The organism is Amycolatopsis sp. cmx-4-61 (assembly GCF_046548775.1).
Lineage (GTDB): Bacteria > Actinomycetota > Actinomycetes > Mycobacteriales > Pseudonocardiaceae > Amycolatopsis.
This window is the reverse complement of sequence record NZ_JAEBEI010000018.1, coordinates 194302-216014: the sequence shown is the minus strand read 5'-3', so window position 1 is coordinate 216014 and position 21713 is coordinate 194302. Positions and strand designations below refer to the sequence as shown.

Below are 21713 nucleotides of genomic sequence, written 5' to 3'. Positions count from 1 at the left end.
GCGAATACGAACTGTCCGTCGCCCAGACCGTGCTACGCGTCCACTCCCGCGTCGCCGACCTCTACAACCAGCCCATGAACCAGATCGAACAACAACTCCGCCTCACCGTCGAAGCCCTCCGGGAGCGGCAGGAACACGAACTGGTCAACAACACCGACTTCGGGCTGCTGCACAACGCCGACTTCGCCCAGCGCATCCCCACCCGCACCGGCCCACCCACCCCCGACGACCTCGACGCCCTGCTCACCCTCGTCTGGAAAGACCCCAGCTTCTTCCTCGCCCACCCCAAAACCATCGCCGCGTTCGGCCGCGAATGCACCAAAGCCGGCATCTACCCCACCAGCGTCGACCTCGGCGGCCACCAAGTCCCCTCCTGGCGCGGCGTCCCCATCCTGCCCTGCAACAAAATCCCCATCACCGGCACCCGCACCAGCTCCATCCTGCTCATGCGCACCGGCGAACAAGCCCAAGGCGTCGTCGGCCTCCACCAAACCGGCCTGCCCGACGAATACCAACCCGGCCTCAACGTCCGCTTCATGGGCATCAACGAACAAGCCATCATCTCCTACCTCGTCTCCGCCTACTACTCCGCCGCCGTCCTCGTCCCCGACGCCCTCGCCGTCCTCGAAAGCGCCGAACTCGGCCGGGAGGGATGATGCCCGAGCCCGTCACGCCGCCACGCCCACCCGACGCACCCGGCCGCCCGCCCGCCCTGCCGGCCTCGGCGTTCGGGCCGACCGGGCTGGGCACCGCCGCCGCCCGGATCGTGCCGAAAACCGGCGACGTCCGCCCACCCGACCCTGACCGGCGGGTGACCCGGTGACCGTCACCGAAGAGACCACCTCGGTCCAGTTGTCGCTCAGTGTCCGCGCGGCGCGGACGCTGACCACCACCACCAAGACCCCGCCGCAGATGCGCGGCATCACCAGCCGCTGGCTGCTGACCCAGCTGCCCTGGGTCGACGTCCCCGCCGGCTCCTACCGCGTCAACCGCCGCCTCACCTACACCCTCGGCGACGGCAAACTCTCCTTCTACACCACCGGCGCCCGCACCCACGTCATCCCCGCCGAACTCACCGAACTCGCCCTCCTACGCGACTTCGGTGACGAAGCAGCCCTCGGCGCACTGGCGGAAGCGTTCGAACAACGCGAGTACGAACCCGGAGTGACACTCTTCACCGCCGGCACCCCACTGGACACGCTGTTCCTGATAGCCCACGGAAAAGTCACCCGCCACGGCACCGGCCCCTACGGCGACGAACTACACCTGGGCACCGCCACCGACGGCGACCACTTCGGCGAAGAACTCCTCGGCCCCGACCCCGGCACCTGGCCCTACACCGCCCGCGCCGCCACCCGCGTCATCGCACTCGTCCTGCCCGCCGCCACCTACGCCCGCCTCAACGGCCGCTCCCACACACTGCGCACACACGTCGCCCAAACACTGGCCCGGCCACAGAAACCCCAGAACGCCAAAGGCGAAGCCGCCATCGACCTCGCCGCCGGCCACGACGGCGAACCCCTCCTCCCCGGCACCTACGTCGACTACGACCCCACACCCCGCGAATACGACCTCGCCGTCGCCCAAACCCTCCTGCGAGTCCACAACCGCGTCACCGACCTCTACAACCAACCCATGAACCAGCTCGAACAACAACTCCGCCTCACCATCGAAGCCCTCCGGGAACGCCAAGAACACGAACTGATCAACAACACCGACTTCGGGCTCCTGCACAACGCCGACCTCAAACACCGCATCCCCACCCGCACCGGCCCACCCACCCCACCCGACCTCGACGACCTGCTCTCCCGCCGCCGCAAAACCCGCTTCTTCCTCGCCCACCCCCAAGCCATCGCCGCCTTCGGCCGCCAATGCACCGCCCACCGCATCTACCCCGACACCACCCTCCTCGACGGCAAACCCGTCACCACCTGGCGCGGCGTCCCGATCCTGCCCTCCGACAAAATCCCCATCACCACCACCGGAACCACCTCCATCCTCGCCCTGCGCACCGGCGAAAACGACGCCGGCGTCATCGGCCTGCGCCCCAAAACCCTCCCCGACCAACACCAACCCGGCCTCAACATCCGCTACATGGGCACCGACGACCGCGCCATCACCTCCTACCTCGTCAGCGCCTACCACTCCGCCGCCGTCCTCGTCCCCGACGCCCTCGGCATCCTCGACGACGTCCAGATCGGCCACTGAACCGCCGCGGCGGTCGACGGCGCTCCCCCCGCGTGTCACGGCCCCGGCCGGTGCGCGGGCTGGCAGGATCGCGGCATGGAACGCGTGCTCGGAATCGGCGGGTACTTCATCCGCGCGGCGGACCCCGCGGCCCTCGCCGCCTGGTACCGCGACTGCCTCGGCCTGGACACCGACGAGAACGGCGTCTGGCAGCAGGAACCGGGCCCGACGGTCTTCGCGCCGTTCGAGGCCGGGACCGACTATTTCGGTGCGGAAACCCAGCAGACGATGCTGAACTTCCGGGTCCGCGACCTGGACGCCATGCTGGACCAGCTGCGCGCCCGCGGCGCGGACGTCGCCGACGACGTCCAGGACATGGCCGGGGTGGGGCGGTTCGGCTGGGTCACCGACCCCGAAGGCCACCGCATCGAACTCTGGCAGCCCGCCTAGAGCTGTCCTGTAAGCCATCGGAGCCAGAGCACGATTGCGGCGACAGTGAGTTCTGCCTGGTAGTAGGCTGCGCGTTTGGCGTGGCGTGTGGCCAGGTCACGGAGCTGCTTGAGCCGGTTGAAGCAGCGTTCGACCACGTTGCGCTGCTGGTAAACCTCGGCATCGAAGACGGGCGGTCGCCCGCCGCGGGAGCCTTGGCGGCGCGGCGGGCGATCTGGTCATCCCGCTCCGGGCTGACGAAGGCGATCTGCCGGTCCCGCATCGCCTCGCGGGTCGAGGGATGTGAGTACTCCTTGTCCGCGACGGCAAGCCCCGCCCATCCACGGCCAGGTGGATCTTGGTACTCAGCCCGCCACGGGACCGCCCAAGTCCTTCCCCGTCGAGGGCGAGGGCTTCGATTCCGTCGCCGCATCCCCCTTTTCCCGGGCCAGCCGAGTGCTGGCGTGCTCGGGCAGGCCCGCCAAGGTGCGCCGGTGCGCAGCTTCCACAGGAACGCGTTTATCACCTGGCAGTGATCCCGCCACCGCCCACCACCCTGCACAGGCGGCAGGAGCGGCTCGAACACCGCCCACGCCTTGCCCGTCAACTCACCACGGCCAACCACCCGGGCACAACTGCCAGAGGTTCAGCTCCACCGCTTACAGGACACGCCTAGAGCACGAACCCCGCCGGGAACGGGTCGGACGGGTCGAGCAGGTACGTTGCCGTGCCGGTGATCCAGGCCCGGCCGGAAAACTCCGGCACCACCGCCGGCACCCCGCCCACCGTCGTCTCCGCCACCAGCGCACCCGTGAACGTCGTGCCGATGAACGACGAGTTCTCGAACGGCGTGTGCAGCGGCAGCTCGCCGCGGGCGTGCAGCTGCGCCATCCGGGCCGACGTTCCCGTGCCGCAGGGTGACCGGTCGAACCAGCCCGGGTGGATCGCCATCGCGTTCTGCGACGCCCGCGCGTCCGAGCCCGGCGCGAGGAACTGCACGTGCTTGCACCCGCCGATCAGCGGGTCCTCCGGGTGCTTCGGTGGCCGCTGCTCGTTGATCGCGGCCATGATCGCCAAGCCCGCGTCGAGGATCCGGGCCTGCTCGGCCCGGTCGAACGGGATGTCCACTCGGGACAGCTCCAGAATGGCGTAGAAGTTGCCGCCGTAGGCGAGGTCGTAGCGGACCCTCCCCAGACCGGGCACGGACACCACGGCGTCGCGCTCGGCGAGGAACGACGGGACGTTGCGGAGCTTGACCCGCTCAGCCCGCCCGTCCCGGACGGTGACCTCGGCGTGCACCAGCCCGGCCGGGGTGTCCAGGCGCACCACGGTCGTCGGCTCGGTCACCTCGACCATGCCCGTCTCCACGAGCACCGTCGCCACGCCGATCGTGCCGTGGCCGCACATCGGCAGGCAGCCGGACACCTCGATGTACACCACGCCCCAGTCGGCGTCCTCCCGGCACGGCGGCTGCAGGATCGCGCCGCTCATCGCGGAGTGGCCGCGCGGCTCGTTCACCAGGAACTGCCGCAGGTGGTCCAGGTGCGCCGTGAAGTAGCGGCGCCGCTCGGCCATCGTGGCGCCCGGGATCGGGGCGACGCCGCCGGTCACCACCCGGGTCGGCATGCCCTCGGTGTGCGAATCGACCGCCGTGATCGCGCGCGAAGACCGCATCTACGCCACCCCCAGCGCCGCGAGCGCGCGGCCCAGGTCGGCGCGGACCTGTTCGCGGTGGACCGCCGACAGCGGTCCGCGCGGCGGACGGCAGAGCCCGCCGCGGCGGCCCACCATGTCCATGCCGAGCTTGATGGCCTGCACGAACTCGGTGCGCGAATCCCAGCGGAACGCCGCCACCAGCGGTTCGTAGAGCGCCTTGGCCTCCTCGAACTTGCCCGTCGTGGCCAGTTCGTACAGCCGCGCCGACTCGGCCGGGAAGACGTTGGGGAACCCGGCGAACCAGCCGGTGGCGCCCATCAGCAGGCTTTCGAGGACGACGTCGTCGGCGCCGCCGATCACGGCCAGCCCGGGCGCGCGCTCGCGGATCTCCAGCACGCGGCGGACGTCGCCGGAGAACTCCTTGACCGCCACGACGTTGTCGATCCGGGCGATCTCGGCCAGCAGGTCTGGCGTCAGGTCGACCTTCGTGTCGAAGGGGTTGTTGTAGACCATCACCGGCAGCCCCACCGACGCCACCGCTTCGAAGTGGGCGAGCACCTCGCCGCGGTTGGCGCGGTAGAGCGTCGGCGGCAAGCAGAGGACACCGTGCGCGCCGTCCTCGGCCGCCGCCTCGGCCCAGTACCGAGCCTGGTGCGCGCCGGGGCCGTGCACCCCGACGACGACGATCCCGTCCGTGCCGACGGCTTCGATCGCGGTGCGGGCGACGCGGCGGCGTTCCTCGTCGGTGAGCGAGGAATACTCGCCGAGGGAGCCGTTCGGGCCGACGCCGCGGCAGCCGTTCGCGACGAGCCACCGGCAGTGTTCGGCGTAGGCGTCGTAGTCGACGGCCAGCCCGGCGGGCGCGGCGTCGTCGGCCCGGTAGGGCAGCGCGGCGGCGACGACCACGCCGCCGAGGTCGCGGGTGCTCATGGGTTCTCCTTCGGCTCGGCGAGTTCGCCCAGGCGGATCGGCTGGGCGATCGGACGGTGGTGCCGCTCGGCGCCCCCGCCGAGGTCGGCGACGCTCGCGCCGCACATCCGGCCCTGGCACGGGCCGAGGCCGGCGCGGGTGCCGAGCTTGAGCGCGTGCGGCCCGGGCGCGGTGGGGTGCGTGACGGCGGTTTTCAGTTCGCCGTAGGTGGTTTCCTCGCAGCGGCAGACGACGGTGTCCTCGCGTAGCCAGCCGGGCCACGCCCCGCCCACGGGGTGCGCGGCCGCCAAGCGGCGGGCGAAGGCCCGGGTGCGGTCGCGCCGCTCGAGCAGCGTCCGGTCCGGCGTGCGGCCGGCGGCGGCCCACCCGGCGACCGCGCCTTCCGCCGCGGCGGCGCCCGCCCCGCCGATGCCGGTGATCTCGCCCGCCGCGAACACGCCGTCGACGCTGGTGCGCTGGTCGTCGCCGACCCGCACGAAGCCGCCGTCGAGGACGCAGCCGGCCGCGACGGCCAGTTCGGGTTGCGGCACGAAGCCGTGCCCGACGCAGAGGGCGTCGACTTCGCAGGTGCGCTCGGTGCCGGGGACGACCGACCAGTCGGCGCGGACGCGGGCGGTGACGGCTTCGCGGACCCGGTCGTCGCCCCGGGCCTCGACCACCGCGCGGCCCAGGCGGTACGGCACGCGGTGCCGGGCCAGCGTGCCGGCGTACCGGACCAGCTCGGTCACCTTGCCGGCGTGCGCGGCCGCTCGCCACGACCATCCACGAAGGACAGTGCGGGCCGGGTTGGCCTCGAGGACGGCGGCTATTCCGGCGCCGACGTCCAGCACGGACGCGGCGACGGGCAGCAGGAACGGTCCGGCTCCGGCGACGAGCACCCGCCGTCCGACGGCGACCCCCTCGCCTTTGGCCAGTGCCTGCGCGGCGCCCGCGGTGAAGACGCCCGGCAGCTGCCAGCCCGGGAAGGGCAGGACGCGGTCGTGGGCGCCGGTGGCCAGGACGAGCGCGTCGGGCTCGAGGGTGCGGCGGCGCCGGTCCGTCCCGTCGGCCGGGCCGCGCAGGACGTGCACGCGCCGGCCTTCCAGGGCCCAGACGGTGCTTTCCGGCCACCACGCGCACCGGGCCAGGAGGCCCTCGAACCGGTGCGAGGCGCCCCGGTGGTACTGCCCGCCCGGCGCGTCCGCCTGGTCGAGGACGGTGACGTGGGCTCCGGCGGCGAGCGCGTGCCCGGCGGCCGCGAGCCCGGCGGGCCCGGCGCCGACGATGACGACGTGCGTCACGCGCGCTCCTCCCGGGACTGGGTCCGGATCTCGTCGCCGTCGGCGGCCCGGCGGCGGCAGGCGCGGACGTCGGCGACGCCGTTGACGGTGAGCAGGCAGTCGAAGCAGGCCCCGATCCCGCAGAACACCCCGCGTGGCGCTCCGGACCGGGTGGTGCGCCAGGACAGCCGCCCGGCGGCGAGGAGCACGCCGGCGACGGTCTGCCCGGCGACGCCGGTCACCGTCTCGCCATCGACGGTGATCGCGATCGGCCGGCTCACGCCAGCACCGCCGGACGGTCCACGGTGAACTCCTGCACCGGCAGCGACGGCGGCTCCCCCGTCAGCAGCTCGCGCACCAGCCGGGCCGTCCCGACGCTCAGGCCGATCCCCGCCCCTTCGTGCCCGGTCGCGTGCCAGAGGCCGGGGAGCCTCGGGTCCTCGCCCAGCACCGGCAGGTGGTCGTCGACGTACGGCCGGAAGCCGCCGTACGCGCGCATCACCGCCGCGTCGGCCAGGGCCGGGAACAGCCGGACCGCCTTGGCGGCGATCGCACCCAGCACGGCCGGGCGGATCGTGTCGTCGAAGCCCACGCGGCGGCGGGACGAGCCGATCAGGACCGTGCCGCCCCAGGTCGACTCCACCACCGCCGACGTCTGCAGCTCGCCGCTGCCCGTGCCGACGGCGCCGACGTAGTCCGCGTCGTAGACCTTGTGCCGCACCACGCCCGGCATCGGCGTGGTCACCAGGACTTCGCCGCGGCGGGGCCGGACCGCGATCGGGGCGCCCAGCCGGGCCGACACGGGTCCCGACCAGGGTCCGGCCGCGTTCACCACCACGTCCGCGTCGACCACCCCGCCGGCCACCCGGACCCCGGTGAGGCGGCCGCCCCGGACCCGGGGGCCCGTCACTTCGGCCTCGGTGCGCAGGCGGGCGCCGTGGCGCAGCGCCGAGCCCAGCAGCGCGAGCGCGGCGCCGGCCGGCTGCACCTGGGCGTCCTGCGGGTAGCGGACGGCCGCGGTCACCTCGCGGGTCAGCGCGGGTTCGGCGGCCGCGACCGCCGCCGCGGACAGCCGCTCGGTGCGCACCCCCGCGCCGGACTGCGCCTCGGCGAACGCGAGGAGTGCGGCGCCACCGGCCTCGGTGGTGGCGACGACGACGCCGCCCTTGGGGTCGAACTCCGTCGCGGCGGCCGCGCGCGGGTCGTCTTCGGCGATTTCGGCCAGCAGCCGCGGCCACAGCCGGGCGGACAGCTGCGCGAGCGCGAGTTCGGCACCGGGGCCCTTGTCGGAAACCAGGAGGTTGCCTTCGCCGTGCGAGGTGGTGCCGCCGGCCGGACGGCCGCGGTCGAGGACCAGGACGTCGAAGCCGGCCAGGGCCAGTTCCCGGGCGCACGCCGCGCCGACGATGCCGGCGCCGATCACCACCACCCGCGTTCGGTTCATCGACCCTCCAGCGTTCGGTATAGCGAACGATAGGTCTCGGTCGAGAGCCGTGTCAATCCTGCAGGACGGGGTGCGGCCTGCCGTCGAGCCGTTCACCGGCGCGGTACTGCAGCAGCAGCACCGACTGCACGGGACCGTCGGGAGCGGTGTAGCTGTGCGGCTCGCGGGCGTCGAACGCGACGTAGTCGCCGGGCCCGAGGTCCACGGTCCGGCCGCCGACCTCGACCCGCAGGCCGCCGGTCTGCACGATGGTGTGCTCGACGCCGACGTGCCCCTGCGAGCGCTGCGGCGCGTCCCCGCGGACGAGCTGGTCGTAGACCTCGAAAACGCTGTTCTCCGCGTCGATCCGGCGCAGCGGCCGCAGGTCGACGCCTTCGCCGCGGAGCACCTCGACCTCGGCCGCCCGCACGACGGTCAGGCCGCCGCGCGGCCGGTGGTCGAGCAGGTCGGAGATCGCCACCTCCAGCACCCGGGAGAGGCTGAACACCGTCTCGATGGTCGGGTTGCCGGTGCCCCCCTCCAGCTGCGACAGCGTCGCCTTGCCGATGCCCGACCGCCGCGACAGCTCGGACAGCGACAGGCCGCGCGCCGCCCGCGCGGCCCGGAGGTTCTCCGCGAGCATGTCACGGATCGAGGGGCTGTCGTTCGGTAAAGCGTCCATCAGTCGGCTCTTTCGTTCGGTTTGCCGATCGACGTCATGATGCCACGGCGCTAGGCTGCCCCGGTGCAGCAGCCGATCCTCGCGTTGGCCGATCTGGCCACGCCCATGGCCGTCCGGGTGGCGGCGACACTCGGTCTCGCGGACCACGGGGAAGCGACCGCCGTCGAGCTCGCTTCCGCGACGGGGGCGTCCGCCCCGGCGCTGGCCTGCCTGCTCGACCACCTCGTCACGGCCGGGGTCTTCGCGTTCGACGCGGAGTCCGGCCGCTACCGGCCCACGGAGCTGGGGACGCAGCTGCGCTCGGAAGGCGCCCGGCGCCTGCTCGACATCCGCTCCGCCGGCGGCCGCGCGGACCTCGCCTTCGCCGACCTGCTCGAGACGATCACGACCGGCCGGCCCGCCTACGAACACCGGTACGGGCGCGACTTCTGGGCGGACATCGACGCCGACCCGCGGCTGCGGCGGTCGTTCGACGCGCAGATGAACTGGCGGTTCCGGGTGCAGGCGCCGCAGATCGCCGCGCGATTCGGCTGGGGCCGGTTCGGCCGGATCGTCGACGTCGGCGGCGGGGACGGTGCCGTGCTCGCGGAGATCCTGCGCGCGCACCCGGCGGTGCGCGGCGAGGTGCTGGACCTGGCGCCGTCGGCCGGGGCGGCGGCGCAGCGGTTCGCGGCCGAGGGCCTCGCCGACCGGGCGAAGGCGGTGGCCGGCAGCTTCTTCGACCCGCTGCCGCCGGGCGCGGACGCGTACGTGCTGTCCGACATCCTCCACGACTGGGACGACGACCACGCCCACCGCATCCTGACCGGCTGCCGCGAAGCGGCGGGCGAGCAGGGCACGGTGGTGGTGATCGAGCCGCTCCGCGCGGCCGCGGGCACGGCGATGGACCTGTTCATGCTGATGTGCTTCGGCGGCCGCGAGCGGACGGCGGCGGAGCTGGCGGACCTGGCGGCGGCCGCGGGGTTGGTGCTGCGCACGACGACGGAAGTGGCGGAGGGCCGGACGGCCCTGGAGTTCGGGACAGCACCCGGACCCGGCTGATCCCCCGCGGCGCGATCACCGCGGGGGATCCCCGGCCGAACCCCTACCTGCTGTAGGTCAGGCAGTTGGCCGCGTGGCCGCCGTCGCCCGGGCCGACCCGGATGCTGTCCGCCGTGCACTCGAGGGACGAGTTGTGCCGGCAGTCCGTCCGGGAACACGCGCCGACCTGGGCCACTACCCGGTCCAAGCCACCCTTCGTGTTCAGCGGGACGAACGTGCCGCAGTCCGCCGACCCGTTGCCGCCGCCGACGGTGATCGCGAAGGCGTGGCAGCCGTCGTGGTTGTAGGAACAGCCGCTGACCGTGCACTCGTGCACGGCCGGCATCTCGGTGGTGGTCATCCGCTCTCCTGGTTCCGTGGTGGGAAAACAGTCGGTTCCCCGACGCTCCCACCCGGACCCGGGCCTCGCAACGGACGCCGCCACGGCCGGGTGACAAACGCCCCCGATCGAGCGGAAACCTCAGTGCGAGAGCGTGTTCGGGTCGCTCGTGCTCGGCCGCCCGGTCTCGACGTGCCCCGCCAGGCGGCGCAGGAACCGCGGATCGCGGTCGGAAACGATCGAGACGTCGTACCAGTTGCCGCTGCGCCGCGTGTCCACCACTTCGACCACCCGCGCGCCCGGCCGCAGCAGCCGGGACGTCGAGCGGCGGCCGTACGCGTCGGTCAGCGTGAGCCGCACCGGCGTGGGACCGCTGTTGGTGAGGACCAGCGCGAGGTTCCCGCTGCGCCCCTCGGGACGGGCGCTGACCTCGGGCCCGGCCACCGCGCCGCCGCGGAACTGCCGGACGAACCCGTTGGGCCCGTGCACCGTGTGGTCGTACCCGCCGGAGACGGGCAGCGCGGCAGCCAGCGACGCCCCGGCGCCCGCCGTGTAGGTCCGCGGCTCGCCACCCGGAGAGGTGACGTAGAACGTCGCGCCCGCCCCGCCCTGGTTGACGAACGTCAGGTTCAACGCCGTCCCCAGCCGGGCGTCGGCGGCCAGGTCGTACGGCAGCGCCCGCGCGGGCCGCACTCCCGGCTCCTGCTTCGGCAACACGGCGTGCGCCGGGACCGCGGGCACGTAGTCCGGGTGCCGCTTGCGGTCCGGCGGCTCGTAGCCCGCGGTGTCCGGCAGCGCGGGCACCCGCGCGTCGGTGCGGGCGAAGTCGAACGCCGACGTCAGGTCTCCGCACACCGACCGGCGCCAGGGGGTGATGTTCGGCTCGTGCACGCCGAACCGCCGCTCGATGAACCGGATGATCGAGGTGTGGTCGAACGTCTCCGAGCAGACGTAACCGCCCTTGCTCCACGGCGAGACCACGAGCATCGGCACGCGCTGGCCGAGCCCGTACGGGCCGGCCGGGTTCGCGGCCGACCCGGCGAAGATCTCCCCCGCGGTATCCACAGTGGACTGACCGGCCGTCGCGTACGGCGGGACGACGTGGTCGAAGAAGCCGTCGTTCTCGTCGTAGGTGATGAACAGCGCGGTCTTGCTCCACACGTCCGGGTTCGCGGTGAGCGCGTCGAGGACCTGCGCGATGTACCAGGCGCCGTAGTTCACCGGCCAGTTCGGGTGTTCGCAGAACGCCTCCGGCGCGGTGATCCACGAGACCTGCGGCAGCTTCCCCGCCTTGACGTCGGCGCGCAGCCGGTCGAAGTAGCCTTCGCCCGCCTTGGCGTTCGTGCCGGTGCGGGCCTTCTCGTAGAGGGCGTCGCCGGGCTTGGCGTTGCGGTAGGAATCGAAGTACAGCAGCGAGTTGTCGCCGTAGTTGCCGCGGTAGGCGTCGTCGATCCAGCCCCAGCCGCCGGCGGCGTCGAGGCCGTCGCCGACGTCCTGGTAGATCTTCCACGAGACGCCGGCCTGCTCGAGGCGCTCGGGGTAGGTCGTCCAGGAGTAGCCCTTTTCGTCGTTGCCGAGGACCGGACCGCCGCCTTGACCGTCGTTGCCGGTGTACCCGGTCCACATGTAGTAGCGGTTCGGGTCGGTCGAGCCCATGAACGAGCAGTGGTAGGCGTCGCAGATGGTGAACGAGTCGGCGAGGGCGTAGTGGAACGGGATGTCCTCGCGGGTCAGGTACGCCATCGTGGTCGAGCCCTTCGCGGGCACCCACCTGTCGTACTTGCCGCCGTTCCAGGCCGCGTGCGTGTCGTTCCAGCCGTGCGGCAGGTCCTGGATGAACTGCAGGCCCAGGTTGTCCGCGTCGGGGCGGAACGGCAGGATGTCGCGCTTGCCGTCGGACTGCGCCCAGACCGGCTTCCCGTTCGCCAGCGTGACCGGCCGGGGGTCGCCGAAGCCGCGGACCCCGCGCAACGTGCCGAAGTAGTGGTCGAACGACCGGTTCTCCTGCATCAGCACCACGATGTGCTCGACGTCCCGCAGCGTCCCGGTCCGGTGGAACGCGGGGATCTCCGCCGCGCGGGCGATGCTGGTGGACAGCGCGGAAAGGGCGGCGGTACCGCCGGCCAGCTGCAGAAAACGTCGTCGGTTGACGTCCGTCATGGGGACTCCGGGGGTGTCGTGGTGGCGAGCCGGGTCAGTATGGGCGGCGAAGAGCGAACCTGTCCCGGGACCGAGGCTAACGTCGGGCGAAACCCTGGTTAACGCCTGCGAGCGGACAGGCCGTTGACAGAGATACGGAAGTACGTACTAATGTAGCTCTTCACTATGAACGACGTACCCAACCTCGCCCGGGACGCGGACGACCGGCTCTACTCCCCCGAGGTCCGCAGCGCGCTGGCCGGGTTCGCCCCCGGTGAGGACACCGGCGTGCTCGAGGCGGCGGCCGCCGTCCGCGCGGCCGCGCGCAGCCTCGAGGCGCTGCGGTCCCGGGGCACCGGGAGCCGCGGCCTGAGCCCCGGCGCCCTGGACATCCTGATGCGGCTTCACGCCGGCAGCTCGAACATCAAGGACCTCGCGGCCTCCGCGGGGGTGAGTTCGCGGAACGTGACCGGCCTGGTCGACACCCTCGAACGCGCCGGGCTCGCCGAGCGCGGCCCCGACCCGCGCGACCGGCGGGCGGTGCAGGTCCGGATCACCCCGGAGGGCCGGACCTGGCTCGAGGAGTTCCGCCGGCCCTCGCAACGGGCCATGGCCGCCCTCTTCCGGGGGTTCACCGCCGCCGAAACCACCCAGCTGCGGCACCTGTGCCTGCGGCTGGCCGAGAACCAGTACCACCTCACCCGCCACCTGGAGGACCGATGACCACCGCGACCAGAGAAACCGTGCAGGCCTACCACCGCGCCCGCTTCGGCGGCGACGTGACCGCCGCGGCCGCGCAGCTGGCCGGCACGTTCACCTTCCGCAGCCCGCTGATCGAGTCCGCCGACGCCCGCGGCCACCTCGACGAGCTGGCCGGGTTCGTCGGGATCGTCACCGGGGTGGACATGATCAGCGAGCTCTACGGCGAAACGGAAGCCACCTTGGTCTACGACGTGCACACCGCCACCCCGGTCGGGGTGCAGCACACCGCCGAGCACTTCCGGCTGCGCGACGGGAAGATCGAAGCCATCACCCTGATCTTCGACGCCACGCGCTGGCACCCGCTGATGGCGGCCGTGCAGCGGTGACCCGCCCGGGGGCCGGGTGGCGCGGAGACCACGGGCGGGTGACCGCCGCCCGGTGGGCCCGGGGCGAGATCCGGCCACCGCCCTTCGCGGCGGTCCGGCTGCGGAATCCGGCTGCGGAATCCGGCGATGCCGGGCAGAATCCCGGTGTGCCCGACGAACCGCGCTGTCCCCTGCGTTCCGGAGCACGCTGACGTGGGCCGCGCGGAATACCTGCTCGTCCTCGGCGCCTGCGTGCTGGTGACCCTGCCGATCGAGCTCGCCGGCGCCCGGGTGTACCGCCGGCCGGGCCGGCTGGCGCGCGCGGTGCTGCCGGTGGCCGCGGTGTTCCTGGTCTGGGACGCCCTGGCCATCGCCGCCGGCGCCTGGCACTTCGACCCGGCGTTCGTCACCGGGCTGCGCGTCCCGTTCGGGGTCCCGCTCGAAGAAGTGCTCTTCTTCGCCGTCATCCCGGTGTGCGGGGTCCTGACCTACGAAGGGGTCGAGCTGACCGGGCGGTTCCTGCGGCGGGTGCGGCGCTGATGCCTTGGGGCTACACGGTTCCGGCCGTCGCCGCCGTGCTCGTCGTGGTCGCGGCGGAGCTGCTGCTCCTGCGCACCGGGCTGTTCCGGCGGCCGGCGTACTGGATCACGATGGCGATCGTCGTCGCGTTCCAGATCCCGGTGGACGGCTGGCTCACGAAGCTTTCGGCGCCGGTCGTCCGGTACGCCCCGGACGGCATCACCGGCTGGCGGTTCCCGTGGGACATCCCGGTCGAGGACTTCCTGTTCGGCTACGCCCTCGTGACCGCCGTGCTGTTGTTGTGGGAGCGCGGAAAGTCCCGGGAGGACGGGAGTTGAGGCCCGCCTCCGCTCAGCGGAGGTCCGAGGGGGGTCGACCTGCGAGCGGAGACGGGAGTTTTGAAGCCGGTACGGGGGCCGCCTCGCGGCGGAAGGCTCAACACGGCTCCAGCGTCACCGGTATTCCGTGAAGGCAAGGGGTGAGGCCCGGGGGCACCGCCGTACCGACACCCTGTACAACGTCCTGCCCCCGTCGGTGTTCCGGACCGCGGGGGTGACGTGCGTCGCTCAGCGCGCGGGCGCGGGTTCGGCCGGCTGCCGCGTCCGGACCGCCCAGCGGGTCAGCGCGGGCACGGGCGCGACGGCCGCGAGGAACACCACGGCGACCAGCAGCCACCCCGCGCCGCCGAGGCCGCCGATCGCGAGGGTGAACACCCCGGGCCCCACCATCTGCACGGTGGCCGTGGCGGCCTCGGTCGCGCCCTGGTAGGCGCCTTTGGCGTCTTCGCGCATGAGCCGCACGGAAAGACCCCAGTTGGCGGCCACGTACCCCAGCTCCCCGAGGACGTGCAGCAGCGCGGCCAGCCCCACCACCGCGACGGCAGCCGTCCCCGACCCGCCGGAGGTCGTGGCGAGCAGCGCGCAGCTCGCGGCCAGCACCCCGCCGGACACCACCGCCGTCCTGGCGGCCTGGCCCGCGGTGCGCGCGAACCGCGCGAACGGGACCTGGAACACCGCGATCCCGAACGAGCTGATGACGACCACGACCCCGCCCAGCCCCAGCGGGAGGTGGGTGCGGCCCGACAGCCACAGCGGCAGCCCGGTCGACAACATGGCCCAGCACAGGGAAAGCACGGCCGTGGCGGCGGTGACGCCCAGGTAGGGCCGGTCGCCGAGCACCACCCGGATCGCCGGCTGTTCCGCGGTTCCCGGGGTGCGGGCGGGCGCGGGCACGAGCAGGGTCGCGCCGGCGAGCACCAGGAAGCTGACGGCGTTGCCCGCGATGGCCAGGGTGTACGCCCACCGCGTGTCGGCGGTCAGCACCAGGGCACCCAGCCCGGCGCCGGCGGCGTACCCGACGTGCTGGGCCACCCGCTGCCGCGCCAGCGCCCGCACCCGCTCGGCGGGCTCGGCGACCAGGCCGGTGACCAGCGCCGTCCGCACCGCGGTGCCGCCGGTCGCCAAGGCGGTGAACGGCACGGTCACGGCGAGGAACGACCAGGTGCCGCCGACCGCGAGGTACCCCGCCATCGCGACCGCCCGGACGAGCGTGAGGACGACGAGCACCGGCCGCGCGCCGGCGCGGTCGGCGAACGCGCCCAGCGGCACCGCGGCGACCATGCCGACGGCGCTCGCCACGGCGAGTCCCGCCCCGACCGTGACGGCCGGGAGCCCGGCGATCCGGGTCAGGTACAGCGCCCAGATCGTGAACCAGAGACCGTCGCCGAGCGCGGAAACCCCGCGGCCCCAAAGGAGGCTTCTCATACATCCACCCTTCACGAAGACGTGAATGGTAGCGAAACGGATTCGGACTGCGCAATCACCATTCACGGAGTCGTGAAGCGTGTTAGGATCGCGGCCGGAGGCCGTCGGAAGGGAACGTGATGGGCGGGCTGGTCGATGCGGGCAACGCGGTCCAGGGCGCGATCGTCGAGCTGACGCGCGAACTGGCCGACCCGGTGCGGCTGACGGCCCTGCAGGTGCTGGCGGCCGAAGGACCGCACACGATGGTGCAGCTGGCCGACGCGCTCGGCGTCACCGCCCCCCGCCTGGGCAACCACCTGGCGCGGCTGCGGGCCGCCGGGCTCGTGACGGTGGAGCACACCGGACGGCACGCGCTGTACCGCGTCGGCCGCGAGGACCTGCTGGGGGTCTTGACCGCCCTCGCGCACTACGCGGGCAACGAAGGCATCACCCCGCCGGATCGCGCCGCCTCGGGCGCGGACATCGCCCACACGTGTTACGACCACGCGGCGGGACGCCTCGGCGTGGCGGTGTTCGCCCTGCTCGTGTCGCGCGGAGCCCTGCGGCCGCCGGACGGTTCGGCCCCCGAGGTGGAGCTGGGCGAGGACCTGTCGGCGTTCCACGACCTGGGTGTGTCCCCGGCGGAGGTGGCCCCGGGCCGCCGCCGCCCGGCCACGGCGTGCCTGGACCGCACCCACCGCGTCCCCCACTTGGGCGGCGTCCTGGGCCACGAGGTGTTGGCGGCGTTTTTGGCCGGGGGGCTGGTGAAGCGGGGGGTGGAGGACCGCGAGTTGCGGATCACCCCGCGCGGCCGGCGGCGGTTCGCCGAGCTGCTGCCGGGATTCTGACGGCTGCCGGTGCTGGTTGCCGCCGAACACCGTCCGCTCAGCCCGAAAACCGGGAGCTCCGCCTCCCCAAGCAGCCACCGCGGTTCGCCGCGCGGCAGGCGGGGTTCGACCGGCCCTCAGCGGCGGCCGCGGGTGGCCGCGAGGAACTCCCGGTTGAGCGACGCGATGCTCGCGAACGGGATCCCCTTCGGGCACGACGCCACGCACTCCCCCGTGTTAGTGCAGCCGCCGAAACCTTCGGCGTCCATCGCGTCCACCATGTCGAGCACCCGGCTCGCGCGTTCCGGGGCGCCCTGCGGCAGCAGGCTCAGGTGGGTCACCTTCGCCGCCGTGAAGAGGGTGGCCGAGCCGTTCGGGCACGCTGCCACGCAGGCGCCGCAGCCGATGCACGTCGCGTTGTCGAACGCCAGGTCCGCGTCCGGCTTGGAGACCGGTGTCGCGTGCGCGTCCGGGGCGCTGCCCGCGGGGGCGGTGACGTAGCCGCCCGCCTGGACGATCCGGTCCAGCGCCGACCGGTCGACCACCAGGTCCTTGACGACCGGGAACCCCCGGGCGCGCCAGGGTTCCACGTCGACGACGTCGCCGTCGGCGAAGGCGCGCATGTGCAGCTGGCACGCCGTCGTGCGCTCGGGGCCGTGGGCCCGGCCGTTGATCACCACGCCGCACGACCCGCAGATGCCCTCGCGGCAGTCGTGGTCGAACGCCACCGGCTCGTCGCCGGCCTCGATCAGCCGCTGGTTCAGCACGTCCAGCATCTCCAGGAACGACATGTCCGGGCTGATGCCTTCCACCGGGTAGGCGACCAGCCGGCCTTCGGCAGCCGGCCCGGCCTGCCGCCAGACGCGGACGGTGAGGTTCATGTGTAACTCCGCTGGGTCGGGTGGACGTGGTCGAAGACCAGTTCTTCGCGGTGCAGCACCGGCTCGGGACCGTACTCCCACGCGGCGACGTACGCGAAGTTCTCGTCGTCGCGCCGGGCTTCGCCTTCGGCGGTCCGGTGTTCCTCGCGGAAGTGGCCGCCGCACGATTCCTCGCGGGCGAGCGCGTCGACGAGCATGAGCTCGGCCAGCTCCAGGAAGTCGGCGACGCGGTGGGCCTTCTCCAGCTCCTGGTTGAACTCCGCGCCCCCGCCGGGGATCCGGACGTCCCGCCAGAACTCCGCGCGCAGCTCGGGCACCCGGTCGAGGGCCTTGCGCAGGCCTTCGCGCGTGCGGGACATCCCGCAGTGGTCCCACAGCAGCAGGCCCAGCTCGCGGTGGAACGAATCGACCGTGCGCGTGCCCTGCACCGCCAGGAGCCGGGAGATCCGCTCGCGTACCTCGGCCTCCACGGCACCGACCGCGGAAGCGGAGACGTCGCCGAGCCGCGTGCTGCCGAGGTAGTCGTTCACCGTCGTGGGCAGCACGAAGTAGCCGTCGGCGAGCCCCTGCATCAGCGCCGACGCGCCGAGCCGGTTGGCGCCGTGGTCGGAGAAGTTCGCCTCGCCGATCACGAACAGCCCGGGGATCGTGCTCTGCAGGTCGTAGTCCACCCACAGCCCGCCCATCGTGTAGTGGATGGCCGGGTAGATCCGCATCGGCACCGCGTACGGGTCTTCCGCGGTGATGCGCCGGTACATGTCGAAGAGGTTGCCGTAGCGGGCTTCGATCGCCGGACGGCCCAGGCGCGCGAGCGCGTCCGCGAAGTCGAGGTAGACGCCCAGACCGCCGGGACCGACGCCGAACCCGGCGTCGCACACGTTCTTCGCCGCCCGTGAGGCGATGTCCCGCGGGACGAGGTTGCCGAAGCTCGGGTACCGGCGCTCGAGGTAGTAGTCGCGCTCGTCCTCGGGGATCTCCCCCGGCGGCCGGGGATCGCCCTTGCGCTTCGGAACCCAGATGCGGCCGTCGTTGCGCAGCGACTCGCTCATCAGCGTCAGCTTCGACTGGTGCTCGCCCGAGCGCGGGATGCACGTCGGGTGGATCTGGGTGAAGCACGGGTTCGCGAAGTAGGCGCCGCGCCGGTGCGCCCGCCAGATCGCGGTGGCGTTCGAGCCCTTCGCGTTCGTCGAGAGGTAGAAGACGTTGCCGTAGCCGCCGGTGGCGAGCACGACGGCGTCCGCGAGGTGCGTGGTGATCTCGCCGGTGACCAGGTCGCGCGCGACGATGCCGCGGGCGCGGCCGTCGGCGACGACGAGGTCGAGCATCTCCGTGCGCGCGTGCAGTTCGACGTTCCCCGCGTCGATCTGCCGGGACAACGCCTGGTACGCACCGATCAGCAGCTGCTGGCCCGTCTGGCCGCGGGCGTAGAACGTGCGCTGCACCTGCACACCGCCGAAGGACCGGGTGTCCAGCAGGCCGCCGTATTCGCGGGCGAACGGCACGCCCTGGGCCACGGCCTGGTCGATGATCTGCGCCGAGACCTGGGCCAGCCGGTACACATTGGACTCCCGCGCCCGGAAGTCGCCGCCCTTGACCGTGTCGTGGAAGAGCCGGTACACCGAGTCGCCGTCGTTGCGGTAGTTCTTCGCCGCGTTGATGCCGCCCTGGGCCGCGACCGAGTGCGCCCGCCGCGGCGAGTCCTGGAAGCAGAACTGCACGACGTGGTAGCCCTGCTCGGCCAGGGTCGCCCCGGCCGAGCCGCCGGCCAGCCCGGTGCCCACGACGATCACCCGGTGCCGCCGCCGGTTCGCCGGGTTGACCAGCTTCGCGGCGAACTTCCGTTCGTCCCAGCGCTTTTCGAGCGGCACCGCCGGTGCCTTGGTGTCGGCGATCGGGTCGCCCACGCGGTGGGTGTCCATGTCAGTGCACCAGTCCCGTCATGATCGCGATCGGGACGAGCGCGTACCCGCCCGCGACCACGACCGCCGTCGTGCTGCCGAAGATCTTGATCGCCCGTTCCCGCCGCGGGCGGGTGAGGCCCAGCGTGCGCGCGGCACTGGCGAAGCCGTGGTGGATGTGCAGGCCCAGCATGGCCAGGGCGGCGAGGTAGACCAGGTTCACCCACCAGACCCGGAAGTCCGCGACCAGGTTGTGGTACGGGTCGCCGGGGACGAAGTCGCGGTTCACCGCGCCGACGGTGAAGTCGAGCAGGTGCCAGACGACGAACACCGCGAGCGTCGCCCCGCCCCAGCGCATGGTTCGCACCGCGAAGGTCGCGCGCGCCGGCGGCCGGTGGACGTACCGGACCGGCCGCGCCCGACGGTCCCGCCGGGCCAGCTGCACCGCCGCGGTGACGTGCAGGACCAGGGCGGCGAGCAGCACCGCGCGCTGGAGCCAGAGGAACCATTCGCGGCGCAGCACCGGTTCGCCGATCGTGCGCAGCCAGCTCGCGTAGTGGTTGAGCTCGGCGGCGCCGAGGAATGTCTTGAGGTTGCCCACCATGTGCGCGAACACGAACGCGAGCAGGAGCAGGCCGCTCACCGCCATCACGGCCTTCTTGCCGATCGTCGAAGCCCAGAAGCGCCGGACGGCGGAGTGCCGGTGCGGGGCGAGCGTGGTCACCACCCGATCGACGTTAGGAGCGGACGGACCAGAGGTCAAAGACATGATGACTCTGCGCTCGATAGGCAACAGCTATGGTAAGGGGATGCAGTTCCACCAGCTCGCCTACTTCGTCGCCGTCGCCGAACAGCGGCACTTCACCCGCGCCGCCGAACAGGTGCGGGTGGCCCAGCCGTCGCTGTCGCAGCAGATCCGCGCGCTCGAACACGACTTGGGCGCCCCGCTCTTCCACCGGATCCGCGGCAACGTCACCCTCACCGAAGCCGGCGAGACCCTGCTGCCGATCGCGCGGCGGATCCTCGCCGACACCGAAACGGCCCGGCTGGCCATCCGGGAGCTGGACGAGCTCGACCGCGGCCGCGTCCGGCTGGGCGCGCCGCCGAGCCTGTGCACGGGCCTGCTGCCCGCGATGCTCGCCGCGTTCCGCCGCCGGTACCCGGGCATCCGGCTGGAGCTGCACGAAAGCGGCTCGGGCGATCTGCGGCAGCGGCTGGCCGAAGGCGCGCTGGACCTGGCGCTGCTGGCCGGCGCCCGGACGAGCGCGGACGCCGGTCTGGCCGCGACCCCGCTGCTGCTCGAAGAGCTGGTGCTGATCTCCGCTCCGGACGCGCCGGTCGCGGGTGACCGCCTGGGCATCGGCGAACTGGCCGACGTCCCGCTCGTGATGTTCCGCCGCGGCTACGACGTCCGGGAAGCGACGGTCAACGCCTGCCGGGCCGCGGGGTTCGAACCGTCGTTCGCGATCGAGGGCGGCGAGATGGACGCGGTGCTGGAACTGGTGCACGCGGGCGTCGGCGCGGCGGTGGTGCCGAGCACCGTGGCGAGCGGCCGGTTCCGGAGGACCCGGTTCACCCCCGACGCGGGGATGACGCGCGTGGTGCAGCTCGCCCACCGCGCCGACGTGGAACCCACGCGGGCGGTGCGCGCGCTGCGTTCGGCGATCGCCGGGTTCGTCGCGGACCCGGCCCGGCGGGCGAGCCTGCCGCCGGGCATCGAGTCCCTTGTGGACGACGTCAGCTGAGGCCGAACCGCGCGGCGAAGGCCGCCATCTCCGCCCGCCGCCGTCCGGGTTCCGCCGTGCCGGGCGTCACGACGATGCGGGTGACGCCCTGCCGGGCGAGCTCCTCGACGTCCTCTGTGGACATCTCGAGCGTCCCCCACCGCGTGTGCGCCAGGCCGTCCGGGTCGCGGCCCGCCTCCGCCGCCGCCGACCTGGCGAGCTCGAACTGGCGGCGCCGCTCGTCGGCCGTCAGCCGGCCGCCGGGGAAGTAGCCGTTCCCGCGCCGGCCCGCCCGCCGGGCCGCGGCCGCGCTCGAACCGCCCACGTGGATCGGCAGCTCCCGCCCGCCCACCGGTTTCGGGAAGCTGCAGACGTTCTCGAAGGAGAAGAACTCGCCGTCGTGGCTGACCCCGGCTTCGCCGCCGGCCCACAGCAGCCGCAGGACGTCGATGGCCTCGTCCGCCCGGCGGCCGCGGGTGGCGAAGTCGACGCCGGCCGCACGCGCCTCGCCGGGCAGGGCGCCGACGCCGACCGTGAGCAGCCGCATGCGGCCGCCGGAGAGCACGTCGACCGTCGCGAGCCGCTTCGCCAGCACCACCGGGTGGTGGTAGGGCAGCAGCAGGACGCCGGTGCCCAGCAGGATCCGGCGCGTGACGGCGGCGACGAAGGTCAGGCACTCCAGGGGGTCGGGGTACGGAAGCGACGGCGGCAGCTCCATCGGCCCGATCTTCGCGCCGGGGTACAGCGCGACGTGCTCCGGCAGGTACAACGACTCGAACCCGCACTCCTCGGCGTCCCGGGCGAACCCGGCGAGCACTTCCGGGTCCGCGCCGAAAAAGGGGGTGCTGTAACTGATCCCGAACTCCACGCCCCCGACGCTAAACGTTGACGCCGACGGCAAGGCAACAACGGACGGGGGTCGCGCGATCGGGCGGCCCGGAGTTTGGCCACCGCCCGCCGGGGAACGCCGGGTGGACGGTCGGCAGGCGG

Annotated in this window: 24 protein-coding genes and 1 pseudogene; 11 read left to right on the top strand and 14 right to left on the bottom strand. The window is 73.0% G+C overall.

Features of this window, described 5'->3' with window-relative positions; all coding sequences use genetic code 11:
• The 4 genes from ACLJOU_RS37125 to ACLJOU_RS37110 form a co-directional block, all read left to right on the top strand.
• The coding region (locus ACLJOU_RS37125) for a family 2B encapsulin nanocompartment shell protein (RefSeq protein WP_410573952.1) at nt 1-656 on the top strand (656 nt) is incomplete at its 5' end.
• Nucleotides 656-823 (top strand): hypothetical protein, encoded by a 168-nt coding sequence (locus ACLJOU_RS37120; protein WP_410573951.1) that lies wholly within the window; start codon nt 656-658, stop codon nt 821-823. The genes ACLJOU_RS37125 and ACLJOU_RS37120, both read left to right, overlap by 1 nt.
• Nucleotides 820-2208, top strand: a complete 1389-nt coding sequence (locus ACLJOU_RS37115; protein ID WP_410573950.1) for a family 2B encapsulin nanocompartment shell protein — start codon at nt 820-822, stop codon at nt 2206-2208. Before ACLJOU_RS37120 ends, ACLJOU_RS37115 begins: the two co-directional genes overlap by 4 nt.
• Before the next feature lie 75 nt (nt 2209-2283).
• Nucleotides 2284-2637, top strand: coding sequence for a VOC family protein (locus tag ACLJOU_RS37110; protein WP_410573949.1), 354 nt, complete (start codon nt 2284-2286; stop codon nt 2635-2637).
• Here the strand turns inward: ACLJOU_RS37110 and ACLJOU_RS37105 are convergent.
• The 7 genes and pseudogenes from ACLJOU_RS37105 to ACLJOU_RS37075 form a co-directional block, all read right to left on the bottom strand.
• Nucleotides 2634-3241 (bottom strand): annotated as a pseudogene (locus ACLJOU_RS37105) (transposase). The gene ACLJOU_RS37110 and the pseudogene ACLJOU_RS37105 sit on opposite strands and share 4 nt — an antisense overlap.
• Nucleotides 3242-3288: 47 nt before the next feature.
• A complete protein-coding gene (locus ACLJOU_RS37100) occupies nt 3289-4290 on the bottom strand; it encodes a proline racemase family protein (RefSeq protein ID WP_410573948.1) in 1002 nt (333 codons plus the stop codon).
• Nucleotides 4291-5202 carry a dihydrodipicolinate synthase family protein gene (locus ACLJOU_RS37095; RefSeq protein WP_410573947.1) on the bottom strand — a complete coding sequence of 304 codons (912 nt, stop codon included), beginning with the start codon at nt 5200-5202 and terminating at the stop codon, nt 4291-4293.
• Nucleotides 5199-6482: an NAD(P)/FAD-dependent oxidoreductase gene (locus tag ACLJOU_RS37090; protein ID WP_410573946.1), complete on the bottom strand. Its 1284-nt coding sequence runs from the start codon at nt 6480-6482 to the stop codon at nt 5199-5201. Before ACLJOU_RS37090 ends, ACLJOU_RS37095 begins: the two co-directional genes overlap by 4 nt.
• Nucleotides 6479-6742, bottom strand: a complete 264-nt coding sequence (locus ACLJOU_RS37085; protein ID WP_410573945.1) for a (2Fe-2S)-binding protein — start codon at nt 6740-6742, stop codon at nt 6479-6481. Before ACLJOU_RS37085 ends, ACLJOU_RS37090 begins: the two co-directional genes overlap by 4 nt.
• Nucleotides 6739-7905, bottom strand: a complete 1167-nt coding sequence (locus tag ACLJOU_RS37080) for an NAD(P)/FAD-dependent oxidoreductase (RefSeq protein ID WP_410573944.1) — start codon at nt 7903-7905, stop codon at nt 6739-6741. Before ACLJOU_RS37080 ends, ACLJOU_RS37085 begins: the two co-directional genes overlap by 4 nt.
• Nucleotides 7906-7957: 52 nt before the next feature.
• The gene (locus ACLJOU_RS37075) at nt 7958-8566 is read right to left on the bottom strand and encodes a helix-turn-helix domain-containing protein (RefSeq protein WP_410573943.1); all 609 of its coding nucleotides are present in this window, start codon (nt 8564-8566) and stop codon (nt 7958-7960) included.
• A 63-nt stretch (nt 8567-8629) separates the two neighbouring features.
• On the opposite strand from ACLJOU_RS37075, the gene ACLJOU_RS37070 reads away from it, so the two are divergent.
• Nucleotides 8630-9607 carry a methyltransferase gene (locus ACLJOU_RS37070; RefSeq protein WP_410573942.1) on the top strand — a complete coding sequence of 326 codons (978 nt, stop codon included), beginning with the start codon at nt 8630-8632 and terminating at the stop codon, nt 9605-9607.
• Between the two features lie 43 nt (nt 9608-9650).
• Here the strand turns inward: ACLJOU_RS37070 and ACLJOU_RS37065 are convergent, their stop codons facing one another.
• Nucleotides 9651-9947, bottom strand: a complete 297-nt coding sequence (locus tag ACLJOU_RS37065; protein ID WP_410573941.1) for a DUF1540 domain-containing protein — start codon at nt 9945-9947, stop codon at nt 9651-9653.
• A gap of 120 nt (nt 9948-10067) precedes the next feature.
• The gene (locus tag ACLJOU_RS37060) at nt 10068-12086 is read right to left on the bottom strand and encodes a phosphocholine-specific phospholipase C (protein ID WP_410573940.1); all 2019 of its coding nucleotides are present in this window, start codon (nt 12084-12086) and stop codon (nt 10068-10070) included.
• 165 nt (nt 12087-12251) lie between these two features.
• Here ACLJOU_RS37060 and ACLJOU_RS37055 point away from each other — a divergent pair, with 165 nt between their 5' ends.
• From ACLJOU_RS37055 to ACLJOU_RS37040, 4 genes are all read left to right on the top strand, one after another.
• A complete protein-coding gene (locus ACLJOU_RS37055) occupies nt 12252-12788 on the top strand; it encodes a MarR family winged helix-turn-helix transcriptional regulator (protein ID WP_410573939.1) in 537 nt (178 codons plus the stop codon).
• Nucleotides 12785-13153 carry a hypothetical protein gene (locus ACLJOU_RS37050; RefSeq protein ID WP_410573938.1) on the top strand — a complete coding sequence of 123 codons (369 nt, stop codon included), beginning with the start codon at nt 12785-12787 and terminating at the stop codon, nt 13151-13153. The genes ACLJOU_RS37055 and ACLJOU_RS37050 overlap by 4 nt, the downstream gene beginning before the upstream one ends.
• Before the next feature lie 192 nt (nt 13154-13345).
• A complete protein-coding gene (locus ACLJOU_RS37045) occupies nt 13346-13672 on the top strand; it encodes a lycopene cyclase domain-containing protein (protein ID WP_410573937.1) in 327 nt (108 codons plus the stop codon).
• Nucleotides 13672-13989, top strand: a complete 318-nt coding sequence (locus ACLJOU_RS37040; RefSeq protein WP_410573936.1) for a lycopene cyclase domain-containing protein — start codon at nt 13672-13674, stop codon at nt 13987-13989. Before ACLJOU_RS37045 ends, ACLJOU_RS37040 begins: the two co-directional genes overlap by 1 nt.
• 228 nt (nt 13990-14217) lie before the next feature.
• Here the strand turns inward: ACLJOU_RS37040 and ACLJOU_RS37035 are convergent, their stop codons facing one another.
• Nucleotides 14218-15414 (bottom strand): MFS transporter, encoded by a 1197-nt coding sequence (locus ACLJOU_RS37035; protein ID WP_410573935.1) that lies wholly within the window; start codon nt 15412-15414, stop codon nt 14218-14220.
• Nucleotides 15415-15533: 119 nt separating this feature from the next.
• Here ACLJOU_RS37035 and ACLJOU_RS37030 point away from each other — a divergent pair, with 119 nt between their 5' ends.
• Nucleotides 15534-16241: an ArsR/SmtB family transcription factor gene (locus ACLJOU_RS37030; protein ID WP_410573934.1), complete on the top strand. Its 708-nt coding sequence runs from the start codon at nt 15534-15536 to the stop codon at nt 16239-16241.
• Nucleotides 16242-16357: 116 nt separating this feature from the next.
• Here the strand turns inward: ACLJOU_RS37030 and ACLJOU_RS37025 are convergent, their stop codons facing one another.
• The 3 genes from ACLJOU_RS37025 to ACLJOU_RS37015 are packed head-to-tail and all read right to left on the bottom strand — an operon-like array spanning nt 16358 to nt 19726.
• A complete protein-coding gene (locus tag ACLJOU_RS37025; RefSeq protein ID WP_410573933.1) occupies nt 16358-17101 on the bottom strand; it encodes a succinate dehydrogenase/fumarate reductase iron-sulfur subunit in 744 nt (247 codons plus the stop codon).
• Complete coding sequence (locus ACLJOU_RS37020) at nt 17098-19020, bottom strand: fumarate reductase/succinate dehydrogenase flavoprotein subunit (protein WP_410573932.1); 1923 nt, start codon at nt 19018-19020, stop codon at nt 17098-17100. Before ACLJOU_RS37020 ends, ACLJOU_RS37025 begins: the two co-directional genes overlap by 4 nt.
• A gap of 1 nt (nt 19021) precedes the next feature.
• Nucleotides 19022-19726, bottom strand: coding sequence for a succinate dehydrogenase cytochrome b subunit (locus tag ACLJOU_RS37015; RefSeq protein WP_410573931.1), 705 nt, complete (start codon nt 19724-19726; stop codon nt 19022-19024).
• An 82-nt stretch (nt 19727-19808) separates the two neighbouring features.
• On the opposite strand from ACLJOU_RS37015, the gene ACLJOU_RS37010 reads away from it, so the two are divergent.
• Entirely contained in the window at nt 19809-20744 is a 936-nt protein-coding gene (locus tag ACLJOU_RS37010; protein ID WP_410573930.1) for a LysR family transcriptional regulator, read from the top strand.
• On the opposite strand, the gene ACLJOU_RS37005 is transcribed toward ACLJOU_RS37010, so the two are convergent.
• Complete coding sequence (locus ACLJOU_RS37005) at nt 20737-21591, bottom strand: TIGR03619 family F420-dependent LLM class oxidoreductase (RefSeq protein WP_410573929.1); 855 nt, start codon at nt 21589-21591, stop codon at nt 20737-20739. The genes ACLJOU_RS37010 and ACLJOU_RS37005 overlap by 8 nt on opposite strands.
• Nucleotides 21592-21713 lie beyond the last annotated feature (122 nt).